Origin of the sequence: Streptomyces stoeckheimensis (assembly GCF_045822005.1) — a bacterium.
Classification (GTDB): domain Bacteria; phylum Actinomycetota; class Actinomycetes; order Streptomycetales; family Streptomycetaceae; genus Streptomyces; species Streptomyces stoeckheimensis.
The window spans coordinates 4,030,735-4,046,573 of the sequence record NZ_CP169550.1 but is presented as its reverse complement, the minus strand read 5'-3'; the positions used below and the strand labels follow the sequence as shown (position 1 = coordinate 4,046,573).

Annotated in this window: 13 protein-coding genes; 7 read left to right on the top strand and 6 right to left on the bottom strand. The window is 74.0% G+C overall.

What is annotated here, in order from left to right:
- Window positions 1-19: 19 nt before the first annotated feature.
- A complete protein-coding gene (locus ACE1OC_RS18190) occupies window positions 20-1,162 on the bottom strand; it encodes an NADH-quinone oxidoreductase subunit D (protein ID WP_254385636.1) in 1,143 nt (380 codons plus the stop codon).
- A gap of 124 nt (window positions 1,163-1,286) precedes the next feature.
- Between ACE1OC_RS18190 and ACE1OC_RS18185 the strand changes: the two genes are divergently transcribed.
- Together ACE1OC_RS18185 and ACE1OC_RS18180 are read left to right on the top strand one after the other, a co-directional pair.
- A complete protein-coding gene (locus ACE1OC_RS18185; RefSeq protein WP_407837878.1) occupies window positions 1,287-1,778 on the top strand; it encodes a PH domain-containing protein in 492 nt (163 codons plus the stop codon).
- Window positions 1,775-3,256, top strand: coding sequence for a PH domain-containing protein (locus tag ACE1OC_RS18180; protein WP_407837877.1), 1,482 nt, complete (start codon window positions 1,775-1,777; stop codon window positions 3,254-3,256). The genes ACE1OC_RS18185 and ACE1OC_RS18180 overlap by 4 nt, the downstream gene beginning before the upstream one ends.
- Before the next feature lie 141 nt (window positions 3,257-3,397).
- Here the strand turns inward: ACE1OC_RS18180 and ACE1OC_RS18175 are convergent, their stop codons facing one another.
- The gene (locus ACE1OC_RS18175) at window positions 3,398-4,102 is read right to left on the bottom strand and encodes a response regulator (protein ID WP_250754469.1); all 705 of its coding nucleotides are present in this window, start codon (window positions 4,100-4,102) and stop codon (window positions 3,398-3,400) included.
- 2 nt (window positions 4,103-4,104) lie between these two features.
- Entirely contained in the window at window positions 4,105-5,304 is a 1,200-nt protein-coding gene (locus tag ACE1OC_RS18170) for a sensor histidine kinase (protein ID WP_407837876.1), read from the bottom strand.
- 106 nt (window positions 5,305-5,410) lie between these two features.
- Here ACE1OC_RS18170 and ACE1OC_RS18165 point away from each other — a divergent pair, with 106 nt between their 5' ends.
- Window positions 5,411-6,445 carry an SAM-dependent methyltransferase gene (locus tag ACE1OC_RS18165; RefSeq protein WP_407837875.1) on the top strand — a complete coding sequence of 345 codons (1,035 nt, stop codon included), beginning with the start codon at window positions 5,411-5,413 and terminating at the stop codon, window positions 6,443-6,445.
- Window positions 6,446-6,591: 146 nt separating this feature from the next.
- Here ACE1OC_RS18165 and ACE1OC_RS18160 read toward each other — a convergent pair whose 3' ends face one another.
- Complete coding sequence (locus ACE1OC_RS18160) at window positions 6,592-8,142, bottom strand: M28 family metallopeptidase (RefSeq protein ID WP_407837874.1); 1,551 nt, start codon at window positions 8,140-8,142, stop codon at window positions 6,592-6,594.
- A gap of 364 nt (window positions 8,143-8,506) precedes the next feature.
- Window positions 8,507-9,631, bottom strand: a complete 1,125-nt coding sequence (locus ACE1OC_RS18155) for a DUF5937 family protein (RefSeq protein ID WP_407837873.1) — start codon at window positions 9,629-9,631, stop codon at window positions 8,507-8,509.
- 557 nt (window positions 9,632-10,188) lie between these two features.
- Between ACE1OC_RS18155 and ACE1OC_RS18150 the strand changes: the two genes are divergently transcribed.
- On the top strand, window positions 10,189-10,398 hold the full coding sequence (locus tag ACE1OC_RS18150; protein ID WP_407837872.1) for a hypothetical protein: 210 nt from the start codon (window positions 10,189-10,191) through the stop codon (window positions 10,396-10,398).
- A 191-nt stretch (window positions 10,399-10,589) separates the two neighbouring features.
- Here ACE1OC_RS18150 and ACE1OC_RS18145 read toward each other — a convergent pair whose 3' ends face one another.
- The gene (locus tag ACE1OC_RS18145) at window positions 10,590-11,684 is read right to left on the bottom strand and encodes a threonine aldolase family protein (protein ID WP_407841597.1); all 1,095 of its coding nucleotides are present in this window, start codon (window positions 11,682-11,684) and stop codon (window positions 10,590-10,592) included.
- 326 nt (window positions 11,685-12,010) lie between these two features.
- On the opposite strand from ACE1OC_RS18145, the gene ACE1OC_RS18140 reads away from it, so the two are divergent.
- From ACE1OC_RS18140 to ACE1OC_RS18130, 3 genes are read left to right on the top strand one after another with little or no spacing between them, the layout of a single operon-like run.
- Window positions 12,011-13,030, top strand: a complete 1,020-nt coding sequence (locus ACE1OC_RS18140) for a Rossmann-like and DUF2520 domain-containing protein (protein ID WP_407837871.1) — start codon at window positions 12,011-12,013, stop codon at window positions 13,028-13,030.
- Entirely contained in the window at window positions 13,027-14,034 is a 1,008-nt protein-coding gene (gene panC / locus ACE1OC_RS18135; RefSeq protein ID WP_407837870.1) for a pantoate--beta-alanine ligase, read from the top strand. Before ACE1OC_RS18140 ends, panC begins: the two co-directional genes overlap by 4 nt.
- Window positions 14,031-15,839 (top strand): L-aspartate oxidase, encoded by a 1,809-nt coding sequence (locus ACE1OC_RS18130; RefSeq protein ID WP_407837869.1) that lies wholly within the window; start codon window positions 14,031-14,033, stop codon window positions 15,837-15,839. The genes panC and ACE1OC_RS18130 overlap by 4 nt, the downstream gene beginning before the upstream one ends.

Genomic DNA, 15,839 nt, shown 5'->3' with positions numbered 1-15,839 from the left:
GTCCCGGGCCCGGGCCCGGTCACTTGTCGATGTCGCCGACGACGAAGAACAGTGAGCCGAGGATCGAGACCATGTCCGCGACCAGCTGCCCGGGGAGCAGCACCGCGAGCGCCTGGATGTTGTTGTACGAGGCCGAGCGCAGCTTGAGCCGGTACGGGGTCTTCTCGCCCTTGGAGACCAGGTAGTAGCCGTTGATGCCGAGGGGGTTCTCGGTCCACGCGTACGTCTCGCCCTCGGGCGCCTTCAGCACCTTCGGCAGCCGCTGGTTGATCGGTCCGGGCGCCAGCTCCGCCATCCGGTCCAGGCAGGCGACCGCGAGGTCCAGCGCGTTGTGGGTCTGCTCCAGCAGGACCTCGAAGCGGGCCAGGCAGTCGCCCTCGGTGCGGGTGACGACCTTCAGGACGTCCTGGAGCTCGCCGTAGGCGAGGTACGGCTCGTCGCGGCGCAGGTCGAAGTCGACGCCGGAGGCGCGGGCGATCGGGCCGGAGACCCCGTACGCGTGCACGGCCTCGGCGGACAGGACGCCGACGCCGCGGGTGCGGGCGCGGAAGATCTCGTTGCCGCGCACCAGGTCGTCGTAGACGTGCATGCGCGTGTTGACGTCGGCGATCGCGGCGCGGGCCCGGCCCAGCCAGCCGGCGGGCAGGTCCTCCTTGAGGCCGCCGACGCGGTTGAACATGTAGTGCATGCGGCCGCCGGAGATCTCCTCCATGACGGCCTGGAGCTCCTCGCGCTCGCGGAACGCGTGGAAGATCGGGGTGATCCCGCCCAGCTCCAGGGGGTACGAGCCGAGGAACATCAGGTGGTTCAGGACCCGGTTCAGCTCGGCGAGCAGGGTCCGCATCCACACGGCCCGCTCGGGCACCTCCATGCCGAGCATCCGCTCGACGGCCATGACCACGCCCAGCTCGTTGGAGAACGCGGACAGCCAGTCGTGGCGGTTCGCGAGCATCACGATCTGGCGGTAGTCGCGGGCCTCGAAGAGCTTCTCGGCGCCGCGGTGCATGTAGCCGACCACGGGCTCGGCGCTGACGATGCGCTCGCCGTCCAGGACGAGGCGCAGGCGCAGCACGCCGTGCGTGGAAGGGTGCTGGGGGCCGATGTTGAGCACCATGTCGGTGCTCTCCGCCGCGCCGCCGATGCCGACCGTGGTCTCCGTCATGGCGGCATTGTCTCAGCCGGTGGGGGCGGCTCGTCGCTCGGTCCGGATTCCGGATCGGGGAGTGGCGGCCGACGGGCGCGGCAAGCCCGGTCCGATCCGAAAGGCACCCCCCTAGGGTGGGGGTATGGACACGGGGACAGAGGGACGGGCGGGTCTGCCCGAGTGGGTGGGGCTGCCGGGTGGGCTGCTGACGCTGCGCAGGCTGGTGCTGGCGCTGTGGATGTCCCTCTTCGCGGTGGTGACGGCCGTCGTGCTGGGGCTGACCGCCGGGCCGGGGTGGGCGGCGCTCGGCGGGGTGTGGCTCGCGGTCCTGGCCTGGGGCTGGGTGATGCTCGGACGGAACTGGCGGTCCTGGCGGTACGCGGAGCGCGCGGACGACCTGCTGATCAGCCGGGGCGTGATGTGGCGGGAGCAGACCGTGGTCCCGTACGGGCGGATGCAGCTGGTGGAGGTCACCTCGGGCCCGCTGGAGCGCCGCTTCGGGCTGGCCTCCGTACAGCTCCACACGGCCGCGGCGGCCACCGACGCACGGATCCCCGGACTCGCGCCCGAGGAGGCGGAACGGCTGCGCGACCGGCTGACGGAGCTCGGCGAGGCAAGGTCGGCGGGACTGTGACGCCGGTGGTGGGAGCGGGGCCGGGGGCGACGTCCGGACCCGAGCGCGATCCCGGACCCGAGCGCGATCCCGGAGCCGGGGCCGCCGGCGAGGCCGGAATCGGAGCCGGGGCCGGAGCCGGGGCCGCTGCCGAGAGCGGCGTCGCCGTGGGCGGGGTGGTGTCCTTCGAGCCGGATGCCGGGGGGCTCGGGCAGGAGCGGCGGCTGCATTTCCTCACCCCGCTGCGCCGGGCCTGGGTGCCGATCGCCGCGACCATCGGCATCGTCGCCCAGCAGGGCGAGAACGTCACCGAGTGGGTGACGGCCGTCTCCACCGCCCTGCGGGTCCTCGCGCTGGCCGCGCTGGTCGTCGTCTTCGGCGCGTACGGCTTCCTCAGCTGGTGGTTCACGCACTACGCCGTCACCGACACCGAACTGCGCATCCGCAGCGGCCTCCTCTTCCGCCGCACCGCGCACATCCGCCTGGACCGGATCCAGGCGGTGGACGTCACCCGCCCGCTGCTGGCCCGCCTCGCGGGCGTCGCCAAGCTGCGGCTCGACGTCATCGGCACCGAGGCCAAGGACGAGCTGGCCTTCCTCGCGGAGAAGGACGCCGTCTCGCTCCGCGCCGAGCTGCTGGCCCGCGCGGCCGGTTTCGCCCCGGCCGAGGCCCCGCTCCTGGGCGAGGCACCCGAGCGCGAACTGCTCCGCGTGGGGCCGCGCGATCTGGCGATATCCCTGCTGCTCACCCTGACCACCTGGGCGATCCTCGCCGGCGGGATCATCGGCCCCTTGCTCGTGGGGTGGTTCAGCTCCAGCCCCTGGGTGGCCATGGCCACCCTGCTCCCGGTGCTGGGCGCGATGTGGGCGGCGAGCGCCGGCCGCTTCCTCGCCGAGTACGACTGGCGGGTCGCCGAGTCCCCCGACGGGCTCCGGCTGGACCACGGAATGCTCGACCGCGCCCACGAGACGGTGCCGCCGGGACGGGTGCAGACCGTACGGATCGTCGAGCCGCTGCTGTGGCGCCGGCGCGGCTGGGTCCGGGTGGAGCTGGCGGTGGCCGGCTCGAAGAACAACGTGCTGGTCCCGGTGGCCACCCGGGCCGCCGCCCACGCCGTCGTCGCGCGGGTGCTGCCCGGCGTCGACCTCGGGGGGCTCGTCTTCGAGCCGTCGCCCCGGAGCGGATCGCGCTGGGTGGTGCCGGTGTGGTGGAAGGGGTACGGCCTGGCCGTCTCCCCGGACGTGTTCGCGGCCCGCCGCGGCCGCCTGTGCCGGCGTACGGAGATCGTCCCGCACGCCAAGGTGCAGAGCGTGCGGCTGTCCCAGGGGCCCTGGGCGCGTGCCCGCGGGGTGGCCGACGTCCACGTGGACACCGGCGCGAACGGCACGGTCACGGCCCGCCTGCGCGGGGCGGCCGAGGCCGCCGAACTGCTCCACGCCCAGGCGGCCCGCTCCCGCACCTCCCGCGCGACGGCCCGCCCGGACCGCTGGATGACCTGAGGTCCGGTCGGGGGACGCGGTCCGGTCGGGCATGCGGTCCGCGGGACCCGCACGGGGACCCTGGCCCTGGCCGGCCCCGCGTCGGCGGACCCCGCCGGGCGGCGGTGGGGCGAGCCCGCTCCGCCGCCGGCGGGGGTGGGACTATCCCGCCCCGCCGCCCGCGCGGACCAGCCCGGTCTCGTACGCCAGGACCACGACCTGTACGCGGTCGCGCAGGTTCAGCTTGGTCAGGATGCGGCCCACGTGGGTCTTGACCGTGGCCTCCGACAGGACCAGGCGGGCGGCGATCTCGCCGTTCGACAGGCCCTGGGCGACCAGCATCATGACCTCGCGCTCACGCTCCGTCAGCCGCTCGACGTCCTTGTTCCGGGGCTCCGCCGACGTCGACGGCAGCATCGGTGCGAACCGGTCCAGCAGCCGGCGCGTCGTGGACGGGGCGACGACCGCGTCGCCGCTGTGCACCGAGCGGATCGCGGCCAGCAGCTCGCCCGGCGGGACGTCCTTGAGCATGAACCCGCTCGCGCCCGCCTTCAGGCCCGAGAAGGCGTACTCGTCGAGGTCGAAGGTGGTCAGGATGATGACCTTGGGGTGTTCCTCGGGCTCGCAGATGCGGCGCGTCGCCTCGACCCCGTCGAGCCGGGGCATGCGGACGTCCATCAGCACCACGTCCACCTTGGTGGCCCGCAGCACCTCCAGCGCCTCCAGGCCGTCGCCGGCCTCGGCGACGACCTCCATGTCGGGCTGTGCGGCGAGCACCATCCGGAAACCGGTGCGCAGCAGAACTTGGTCGTCGACCAGCATCACGCGGATGGAGGAGCCGGAGGAGGGGCCGGTGGGGAAGGACATGGTCACCTTTTCTTCAGGGGGAGCAGGGCGCTGATCCGGAAGCCGCCACCGGGCCGGGGGCCCGCGTCGAGGGTGCCTCCGACCATACCGATGCGTTCGCGCATGCCGATCAGCCCGTGTCCGGCGCCGTCCACGCCGCCGTCCGTGTACAACTCGTGGGCCGCGCCCCGACCGTCGTCCTCGACGAGCAGGCCGAGCCCGTCGTCGAAGTAGACGAGCCGGACGCTGGCCTTCGCGGCCGGGCCGCCGTGCTTGCGGGTGTTCGTCAGCGCTTCCTGGACGATCCGGTACGCCGTCAGCTCCACGCCGCTGGGCAGCTTGCGCGGGGCGCCCTCGACCTCGAAGTCCACCGCGAGCCCGGCCGCCCGTACCTGCTCGACCAGCACCTCGATCTGCTCCACGTCGGGCTGCGGCACGTAGTCCTCGGACTCCTGCGGCTCGCCGGTGCGCAGGACGCCGAGCAGCCGGCGCATCTCGGCGAGGGCCAGGCGCCCGGTGCCGGAGATGGTCTGCAGGGCCTCCTTGGCCTGCTCGGGGGCCGCGTCCATCACGTAGGCGGCGCCGTCGGCCTGGACCACCATCACCGAGACGTTGTGCGCGACGACGTCGTGCAGCTCGCGGGCGATCCGGGCCCGCTCGGCGGCGACGGCCACCTTGGCCTGGGCCGCGCGCTCCTTCTCCAGGCGCTGGTTGCGTTCGACGAGCTGGGCGTAATAGGCCCGGCGGGTGCGCAGGGAGTCGCCCATCACCCAGGCGAGGGCGAACGGGATCATCATGAACACGACGAAGAGCAGGTTGTCGGTGGCGGAGTTCGACTTGTCCACGCCGTTGCGCAGGAAGTACAGCGCAGAGGCGCTCAGCCCCCAGCCGAGGGCCGTGCGCGAGACCCAGCGGGGGACGTCGGAGGCGGCGACCGTGAAGAGGACGACGAGCATCGCGAAGTCGTAGAAGTTCGCGTCCGCGCCGATGACCAGTTGGTAGAGGCCGGTGGCGACGGTGAGCCAGAAGACCGGGACGGTCCACTTGCGGCGCAGCGCTACGGCGCTGCTCAGCGCCACCACACAGGGGGTGGCGAGCAGCGCGGCGGTGGTGCCCTCGTGCATCGAGGCGACGACGGCCATCGAGAACCCGAAGAAGAGGACAGCCCAGAAGCTGTCGACGCCCGTCGGGTGTCTGCGGAGGAAATCGTAGAGGCGCTGCACGTAACCCAGAGTAGGGACAGCCGATAGGTGCTGGAGTCAACCAGAGGGGCGATCCGTGCGAGACGCGAGTACTACCGGAGGTGGAGGCGACCATAACCTTTCAGCGATGAGCACTCAGGGTGAAGGCGCGGTACAGGCGGGTCCGGTCCGCTGGCGGACGGCGATGGAGCGGGCGCTGTACGGCCCCGACGGCTTCTACGTGCGTCCCGGCGGCCCCGGCCCCGCAGGGCATTTCCGCACGTCCGTGCATGCCTCGCCGCTCTACGCGCAGGCCGTGGCCCGGCTGCTCCTGTGGGTGGACGGGGAGCTCGGCCGCCCGGAGGAGCTGTACCTGGTCGACGTAGGGGCCGGGCGCGGGGAACTGCTGGCCGGGGTGCTGGCGGCGCTGCCGCCGGAGACGGCCGCGCGGGTGCGTCCGTACGGGGTGGAACGCGCGGAGAGGCCCGCCGGGCTCGATGGGCGGATCCGGTGGGTGGGCGAGCCGCCCCGGGGGACCCGGGGGCTGCTCTTCGCCAACGAGTGGCTCGACAACGTACCGCTGGACCTCGCCGAGGACGGGCGCTACGTGGAGGTCGCGCGGGACGGTACGGAGAGCCTGGGCGGCCCCTTGGACGGGCCGGACCGGGCCTGGCTGGAGCGGTGGTGGCCGGGGGCGGGCGCGGGCGGGGGCGCCGAGGTGGGTGGGGGCGCGGGCCGGGCGGAGATCGGCCGGCCGCGCGACGAGGCCTGGGCGGCGGCCGTCGCGACCGTGGAGCGCGGGCTCGCGGTCGCGGTGGACTACGCCCACACCCGGGAGGCCCGGCCGCCCTTCGGGACGCTGACCGGGTTCCGCGCCGGGCGGGAGACGGCCCCCGTGCCGGACGGGAGCTGCGACGTCACCGCGCACGTCGCGCTCGACGCGTGCGCGGGACCGGGCGCGGTGCTGCTGACCCAGCGGGACGCGCTGGCGGCCCTCGGCGTCTCGGGGGCCCGGCCCCCGCTGGCCCTGGCCTCCACCGACCCGGCGGCGTACGTCCGGGCCCTGTCGGGCGCGGGGGAGGCCGCGGAACTCACCGCGCGGGGCGGTCTGGGCGACTTCGGCTGGCTGGTCCAGCCGGTCGGGGTGGCCGGCTGGCCACAATCCAGCCCCGCCGGCGTTTGAGGAGCGGGGGTCCGGGGGCTGGCCCCTGGGAACGGCGCCGCGCGCGGCAACGGGTCCGGGCGGAGCCCGGGGAACGGGCGAAGGGCGGGTCGGGGACTCGATGCCGCGCAGCGGCTGCACCGGCCCCGACCCGCCCCTCTTACCGGCTACTCCGACGCGTGGTCGTGGCCCTCGTGGAGGCCACCACCGCTGCCCGAGCCGTCGGTCGGCTGCGCCGGCACCGGCTTCGACAGCGGCGCCAGGTCGTACGCGTAGTGACCGACCGCGTCCGCGATGACGTCGACGTTGATGTCGAGCGCCTTCTGGTCGATGTTCGCCAGAGTGTCGCCCGCGCCGTGGTAGTTCACGTCGTACGCGACCCCGGCCTGCCCGCCGAACTTCGCCGCCTGCGCCGGCGTCTTGATGCCCTCGGCACCCGTGAACGTACCGCCCGAGGGGATGCCGACCGCGATGAACGGGCCGTAGTCCGAGCGGCCCGAGAAGTCGGTGCCCTCGCGCGGGATGCTCTTGGAGTCGAGGAAGTCGTTGATCCCCTTCTCCAGCTGCGCCGAGCCCTCGGGGCCGGGGCCCGAGCCGACCTTGTCCGAGTCGTCGCCGTCGTAGACGAAGTACGCGGCGTTCGGCGAGGCGATCATGTCGAAGTTCAAGTAGAGCTTGATCTTCTTCTTCTGCTCCTCCGTCAGGCCGCCGACGTACGCCTCGGAGCCGAGCAGGCCGAACTCCTCCGCCGACCACCAGGCGAACTTGACCTTGTTCTTGATCTTCGTCTGGCTGCTCGCGAGCTTCTGCGCGACCTGGAGGATGCCCGCCGAGCCGGAGCCGTTGTCGTTGATGCCCGGGCCCTTCACGACGGAGTCGAGGTGCGCGCCGAGGAAGACGGTGTTGTTCTCGTCGCCGCCGCGCGTCTCCGCGACGACGTTGTACGTCTTGCGGTTCTCCCGGAACTCGCGGATGTCGAGGGTGACCTCGACCGGTCCCGCGGCCGCGTCGGCGGCGAGCCGCTGGCCCTCGGCCAGCGTGACGCCACCGGTCGGGATCTTGCCCGCGTCGGCCGAGCCGATGGTGCCGTTCAGGGCGCCCTCGGCGTTGTTGTAGATCACCGCGCCGACCGCACCGGCCGCCGCCGCGTTCTGCTGCTTGACCGCGAAGGCGCAGCCGCCGCGCTTGATCAGCGCGACCTTGCCCGTGAAGGCGCCCGCGGCGAAGTCGGCGGGCTCGCAGCCGTTGGTGCCGTCGGCGTCGACGGGGGCGACGGCGATCTGTGCCGTCACGCCGTTCGCCGGGCCGCTGGCGGTGTACGTCATCAGCTTGATCGGGACGTCGCGGCCGGCCGGGCCGTTGACCTTCAGGGTCTCGGCGACCGTCTCGACGTACACGAACTCGAACTCGTTCTTGGTGACCTTGTATCCGGCCGCGCGCATGACGAGCTCGACGTACTGGGCCGACTGGACGTGACCCTTGGAACCCGCCACGCGGGTGCCCTCGTTGTAGTCGGCGATGGCCTGGAAGACCTTCAGGTGGTTGTTGGCACCCTTGCCGGTGGAGTCCTTGACCAGCTTTCGGGCCAGCGCGTCGGCCCGGGCGGCGTCGCTCTGCGGACTGCCGGTGGCTCCGGCAGGCCCGGCGAGGAGCAGCGGGGAGACGAGGGCCGCGGCCGCCAGGGCGGCGGTGGCTGCGGCTATACGGCGTGAGGGCATGAAAGTCCTTCCACGGCAGATGCGCGAGCGCATGGGTATGGCGTTTCGGCGTATGGCATGGGGCGTACGAGGGTGCGGAGAAGCGGACGCGGATGCAGACGCAGGTCAGGTGCGTTGCGCCGAGTGGGGGAGCGGGGTGCGGGAGCGGTGGACGCACGTTAGACATCAAGTGGCGGCCATGGCCAGACTTTTCACTGATTCCGGTTTGTGAAATCCGTATATCGGAGCATCTGAGCCGTCGAATTCAGGCCAGTGCCCGCTTTTGCCCGTGGTCCGGGCAGGGCGCGGCCCGCCGAACTGCCGCAAGACTGCCGCGGAGTCGCCGCAGGGCCGGCCGGCGCGGGGCCGACGCGGGGCCGCTGGGCTAGCGCAGGATGCCCTCGATGAAGTCGGATCCGATCCGCGCGACCGCCGCCAGGTCCAGCTGGTGCTGGACGTACCGCCCTTGGCGGCGGGTCTGGATCAGCCCGGCCTTCTTCAGCACCGTCAGATGACGGGACACCTCCGGGGCGGTGATCCCGTGCGCGGCCGCCAACTCGCCGGTCGTGTACGGGGCGCGCGCCAGATTGCGGCACAGCATCATCCGCATCGGATGGGCCAGTGCCTCCATGCGCCGCTGCAACAGCTCCACCGACCCCGGGGAGGAGGCCAGTTCGGGAGAGCCGAGCGGGTAGTGGATCACCGGACGCCAGCCGGGGGCGTGCAGCACCAGCAGGTGGGGCCAGCCGAAGTTCGTGGGCACGAACAGCAGGCCGTCGCCTATTCGGGGATCGGTCGCGGTCGTGGACCCGTGGACCATCTTGTCCACCGTGACGGTGGTCAGCCCCTCGTCGACGCTCAGCGCCGAGGAGACCTCCTTGAGGGCGCTGGGCAGCCCCTTGCGGCGCAGCAACTCCGTCTTGTGCCGGACGTCCGCGCTCTGGCGGGGCTCGATGCGGCGCCAGGTCTCCGCGAAGAAGGCCTCGTCGCAGTCCTCGATCAGGCGGCGCAGCCAGACCCGGACACCTGCGGTGTCGTCGAGCACCCGCACGGCGAAGGCCAGCTGCTGCGGCCCGCGGGCGGAGGCCGTCTCCAGGGCCTTCGCCCGGGCGAGCGGATCGGCGAGCGGGGACGGCCCGCCGCCTTCGTTGTAGAGGGCCAGCCGGCAGTGCTCCAGGGCGGCCGTCACGAACCGCTCGTCGTCCAGCCGGTCGAGTACGTCGAGCTCGGCGGCCAGGGTGGCGGCGGGCAGCCCGGACCCGCCGGGAATCCCGGCGAAGGCCATGAACAGGTCGGCGAAGGAACTGCGCCACATGAAATCGCCCTCCAGCAGCCGGTCCGCGAGGTCCGGATCGAGTGCGGCGGCGGTGGTGGAGGTCCAGGAGGCGAGGCCGGGGTGGTGGCCGGGCTGGGAGAGCGCGTGCAACGCCATGCAGAGCTCTGCGAGGGGGGACGGCGCGAAGCCGATCCGCTGCGCGGGGAGCCCGGTGATGTCGATGGTGACGCTCATCGGATCATTCTGCCGTCGCGCGGCCCGCCCGACCGCCAGGCCACGCGCCCTTCGCCCACCCGGCGCATCCCCGGCCGCCGTGCGGCGCCGTTGCCGGGGACCAGTCCCCGGACCCCTGCGCCTCAATCGCCGGCGGGGCTGGGTTGTGGTGGCGCCGGGCGGGCTGCGTCGGGTGGGCCGGGGCCGGGGCCGGGGTGGGGTGTCGGCCTGGACTGCATGATTTAGGCGCCCCCTGCTCTACTCCGACAGGGCGAAGGGTGTTCTCGCGCCACAAATCACGCTCTACGTCCAGGCCGACACCCCACCCCGTCCCCGTCCCCGACCCGGGCCGCCGCAGCAAGTTCAGCCGTCCGGCGTTTGAGGACCGGGTCAGGGCCGGCCCTGGGAACGGTGGAAGGGCGGGTCGGGGACTTCGCCCCGCGCAGCGGCCGCTCCACCGCCGCCCGGCGGGCGCGGAGGCCCGGGGAACCAGTCGGCGCAGCCGACCCCGCGGGGCCGATTGACGCCATCGGTCAACCAGCGCGCGCCCCGCACCCCCGCAGGTTCAGGGTGGATACATGACCGCGATCGAGCAGTACCTCCTCGACACCTACCGGGCCTCGCAGCACGGCACCCCGATGCCCCCGCCACCGGGCCACGACGACGTGGCCGTCCTGCGCGAGGCCCGCACCTACGAACAATTCCGGGCCGTCCTCGACGGCGCCCCGGGCCGCCACCCCTGGCGCTCGGCCCTCCACCGCCGGCTGACCCGCCGCCACCTGACCTGACCCCCGGCCCGGCCTCCGGGCCCCGGCGCCCCGGCGAGCGGCTCCCGGCCTTGCCGGCCCGGGCTTACGGGTGGCCCCCGGCCCTGCCGGCCCGGGCTACGGGGGGCTCCCAGCCCTGGCGACCCCGGCTGCCGGTGGGCCCCGGCGCTGCCCGCCCGGGTTACAGGCGGCCCCCGCCCCGGCGGTCCCGGCTACAGGCGGGACATGAAGTCCGCCACCGCCGTTGCCACGTCGGACTCCGTCCAGGTCAGGCCCGGGCGGGTGACCTCGATCTCCGTCACCGCGAGGCCCGGCGGTCCGTCGGGGGACCAGCGGCGGAACAGGATCGTGCCCGTCTCCTCCGCCAGGCGGAGGCCCGCCTCGGTGAGGCGGTCCGCGTCGTACGGGAGCCACACCTGGAACTGATGGGTGTGCGGCACCTCCGGGTGGACCCGGAACCAGGGCACCTCCGGAGCCGCGGCGAGCGCCGAGGACAGGGCGGACGCCACCGTCCGCGCCTTGGCCACGTAGGAGGGAAGCGCCGGCAGCTCCCGTTCCAGCCCGGCCAGGGCGGACAGCGCGGCCGGGAACTGGCGGAAGACCTGGCCCCCGTACCGGTGCCGCCAGACCTTCGACTCGGCGACGAGCGACGCCGATCCGGCGAGGGCGGCCCCGCTGAGGCCGCCGAGGGACTTGTAGAAGGAGACGTACACCGAGTCCGCCAGCGCCGCGATCTCCGGCAGGGACCGGCCGAAGTGGACCGTCGACTCCCAGAGCCGGGCGCCGTCGAAGTGCACCACCGCGTCCCGATCGCGGGCGGCGTCCACCAGGGCGGACAGCTCCTCCCAGGTCGGGAGCAGGAAGCCCGCGTCCCGCAGCGGAAGCTCCAGCATCAGCGTCCCGAACGGCTCGGGCAGTTCGGCGACCTCGGACGCGGTCGGCTGGCGCGGTTCACCCGTCGGGTGGACGGTCCGCAGCCCCGAGACGACCGACAGCGCGCCGCCCTCCCACCGCTCCGGATGGCTCATCGGGTGCAGGGCGACCACCGGGTTCCCGGTCCGGGCGGCCCAGCAGCGCAAGGCGATCTGCTGGGCCATGGTCCCGGTCGGGAAGAACGCCGCGTCCTCGGTGCCGAGCACCTCCGCGACCCGCCGCTCCAGCCGCTCCACGACGCCGTTGCCGTAGATGTCACCCGGCTCGTCGGAGTCCGGGGCCAGCCCGCCCAACTCCGCCAGCAGCTCGCCGACCGTGGCCTCCCGCAGACTGTCCGAAAGCTTCCGCCGCGCCCCTCGCCCGGCAACCACCATCCGCGCAGCCACGTCGTCCGCAGCCGAGTCGTCCGCAGTCCCGTCCGGGCCGCCCTCCGCGTGCGTGCTCGTCACCCGACCGGCCGCCTGCTCCCCGGCCGCGTCCGGGACCCGCTCCGGGTCCTGGTTCGCGCCTGCGGCACGTTCGGCTGCCGCGTCCGGTTCCGCGATCCGCTGCGCACCCGGGGCCGGGGCCGTCCCTGCCCCGGAGCCCGCCCCCGGCCCCCCGCACCCGCCCGGCTCCGAGCCGGGCCCCGCCACCGTCCGCTCCGTGTCCTGGTTCATCCCCCGATCATCGCCGACCGGCCCACACGCCAGCAGCTAGCATGGCGGCGTATCGTCCGGTACCCCCCGCGGACCGGAACGGAACGGAAGGCCTCCCCCGCGTGAACACAGCCCCCCAGGCGGAGCGCCCCGCCCGGCTCTCCGTCGGTGTCGTCGGAGCCGGCCGGGTCGGCCCCGCGCTGGCTTGTGCCCTGCAGCAGACCGGGCACCGTCCCGTCGCCGTGTCCGGCGTCTCCGACGCCTCGCGGCGCCGGGCCGAGCGGATGCTGCCCGGTGTGCCCGTCGTGTCTCCCGCGCAGGTGCTGGAGGTCTCCGACCTCGTGCTGCTGACCGTCCCCGACGACGCCCTGCCCTCCCTGGTGGAGGGACTCGCCGAGACCGGTGCGGTCCGTCCCGGACAGCTCCTCGTCCACACCTCCGGGCGGTACGGGGTCTCCGTGCTGGACCCCGCGCGCCGTGCGGGCGCGCTTCCGCTGGCCCTGCACCCCGCGATGACCTTCACCGGCACCGAGGTCGACGTGCAGCGCCTCGCGGGCTGTTCCTTCGGGGTCACCGCCCCGGACGAGCTGCGGCTCGCCGCCGAGGCCCTGGTCATCGAGATGGGCGGGGAGCCCGAGTGGATCGCCGAGGTGAACCGCCCGCTCTACCACGCGGCCCTCGCGCTCGGCGCGAACCACCTGGTCACCCTGGTCGCCCAGTCGATGGAACTGCTGGCCAAGGCGGGCGTCGAACACCCGAACCGGATGCTCGGCCCGCTCCTCGGCGCGGCCCTCGACAACGCCCTGCGCTCCGGTGACGCCGCCCTGACCGGCCCGGTGGCCCGCGGTGACGCCGGTACCGTCGCCGCGCACGTCGCGGAGCTGCGCAAGCACGCCCCGGGCACCGTCGCCGGGTACCTCGCGATGGCCCGTACGACCGCCGACCGCGCCCTCGCGCACGGTCTGCTCAAGCCCGAACTGGCCGAAGACCTCCTCGGTGTGCTCGCCGACGGGGCGGCACCAGGGATCGACCCCGGCCCCGGACCCGGCCACGAAGGAACCGAAGGCGGCGGCGAACTGTGATCCTCCTCGACACCGCAGAGGCCCTGCACCGCCTGCCCCGCGCCACCGCCGAGGCCGCCGGCCGCCGCGCCGTCGTCATGACCATGGGCGCCCTCCACGAGGGCCACGCCACCCTGGTCCGCACCGCCCGCGAGCACGTCGGCCCCACCGGCCAGGTCGTGGTCACGGTCTTCGTCAACCCCCTCCAGTTCGGGGCGAACGAGGACCTCGACCGCTACCCCCGCACCCTCGACGCCGACCTCCTCATCGCCGAAGAGGCCGGCGCCGACGCCGTGTTCGCCCCGGCCGTCGACGAGGTCTACCCCGGCGGCGACCCCCAGGTCCGGATCACCGCCGGCCCGATGGGCGGCCGTCTCGAAGGCGCCACGCGCCCGGGCCACTTCGACGGCATGCTGACCGTCGTCGCCAAGCTGCTCCACCTCACCCGCCCCGACCTGGCCTTCTTCGGTCAGAAGGACGCGCAGCAACTGGCGCTGATCCGGCGGATGGTGACCGACCTGAACTTCCCCGTGGAGGTGGTCGGCGTACCGACCGTCCGCGAGCCGGACGGGCTCGCGCTGTCCTCCCGCAACCGCTACCTCTCCGCCAAGGAGCGCGGCACCGCCCTCGCGCTGTCCCGCGCCCTGTTCGCCGGCCGCGACCGCCTCGCCGCGCAGTCCGCGCTGCGCGCCCGCGCCGAGGCGCAGGCGCCCCCGGCCGGCGACGAGCGGGCCACCGGCCTGGCCCGGCTCGGCGAGATCCGCGCCTCCGCCGACGCGCACGCCGTCGCCGCGGCGGGCGCCGGGCTGCCGGAGGCCGTACGGGCCGCAGCGCGGCACGTCCTGGAGGAGGCGGGCCGCCACGATCCGCCGCTCGTCCTGGACTACCTGGCGCTGGTGGACCCCCAGGACTTCACCGAGGCCGGCCACGGCTTCACCGGTCAGGCCGTGCTGGCCGTCGCCGCGAAGGTGGGCGCGACCCGGCTGATCGACAACATCCCATTGGAGTTCGGAGCACAACCGTGAGCACCCCAGGCAGAGGCCCCGCAACCGCGGGCACCAGCACCGGCATACGGCTCCACGCCCCGGCGCCCGGCTGGTCCGTAGACGCCGATGTCGTGGTCGTCGGGTCCGGAGTCGCCGGACTGACCGCCGCACTGCGCTGCGCGGCCGCGGGCCGCCGTACCGTCGTGGTCACCAAGGCCCGCCTCGACGACGGCTCCACCCGCTGGGCCCAGGGCGGCATCGCCGCCGCCCTGGGCGACGGGGACACCCCCGAGCAGCACCTCGACGACACCCTCGTCGCCGGCGCCGGCCTGTGCGACGAGGCCGCCGTCCGGCTCCTGGTCACCGAGGGCCCCGACGCCGTACGCCGCCTCATCGCGACCGGCGCCGTCTTCGACACCTCCGCCGAGACCGGCGAGATCGAGCTGACCCGCGAGGGCGGCCACCACCGCCGCCGCATCGCGCACGCCGGCGGGGACGCCACGGGCGCCGAGATCTCCCGCGCGCTCGTCGAGGCCGTCCAGGCCGCCGGCATCGAGACCGTCGAGAACGCCCTGGTCCTGGACCTGCTCCTGGACGCGCAGGGCCGTACCGCGGGCGTCACCCTGCACGTCATGGGCGAGGGCCAGCACGACGGGGTCGGCGCAGTCCACGCGCCCGCCGTGATCCTCGCGACCGGCGGCATGGGCCAGGTCTTCTCCGCGACCACCAACCCGTCGGTCTCCACCGGCGACGGGGTGGCCCTCGCGCTGCGCGCCGGCGCCGAGGTCTCCGACCTCGAATTCGTCCAGTTCCACCCCACCGTGCTCTTCCTCGGCGCCGACGCCGAGGGCCAGCAGCCCCTGGTGTCGGAGGCCGTCCGCGGCGAGGGCGCGTACCTCGTCGACGCCGACGGGGTCCGCTTCATGACCGGCCAGCACGAGCTCGCCGAGCTCGCCCCCCGCGACATCGTCGCCAAGGGAATCATGCGCCGCATGCAGGAGCAGGGCACGCAGCACATGTACCTGGACGCCCGGCACTTCGGCGCCGAGATGTGGGAGCAGCGCTTCCCCACCATCCTCGCCGCCTGCCGCTCGCACGGCATCGACCCGGTCACCGAGCCCATCCCGGTCGCCCCGGCCGCGCACTACGCCTCCGGCGGCGTACGGACCGACCTGCACGGCCGCACCACCGTCCCCGGGCTGTACGCCTGCGGCGAGGTCGCCTGCACCGGAGTGCACGGCGCGAACCGGCTGGCCTCCAACTCCCTGCTGGAGGGCCTGGTCTTCGCCGAGCGCATCGCCGACGACATCATCGGGAACCCGCCCGTGGGCACCGGCCCCGGCATCCCCGTCCCGGCCACCGGCCCCCTCCAGCCCGCCGAGGCGCGCTACGAGATCCAGCGCATCATGACCGACGGCGCGGGCGTGCTCCGCTCCGCCGAGTCGCTGCGCCGGGCCGCCGCCGCGCTCGAAGCCCTGTACGCGACGGCGCTGACGGAGCTGGAGACCCGGGGCAAGACGGCCGTCCCCGGCACCGAGACCTGGGAGGCCACCAACCTCCTGTGCGTGGCCCGGGTGCTGGTCGCCGCCGCCCAGCGGCGTGCGGAGACCCGCGGCTGCCACTGGCGCGAGGACCACCCGGACCGGGACGACACCGACTGGCGGCGCCACCTGGTCGTGCGCCTGTCGGAGACCGAGCGGCGGGCCCTGGTCGTCACCACCACGGACTCGGCGGACTTCCCGTCCGTACGGATCCCCTTGAGCAGCAACAGCAAGAGCACCACCAGCACCACCAGCACCACCAGCAGCGACAGCACCCGCAGCACCGACAGCCTGGAGCGGTAA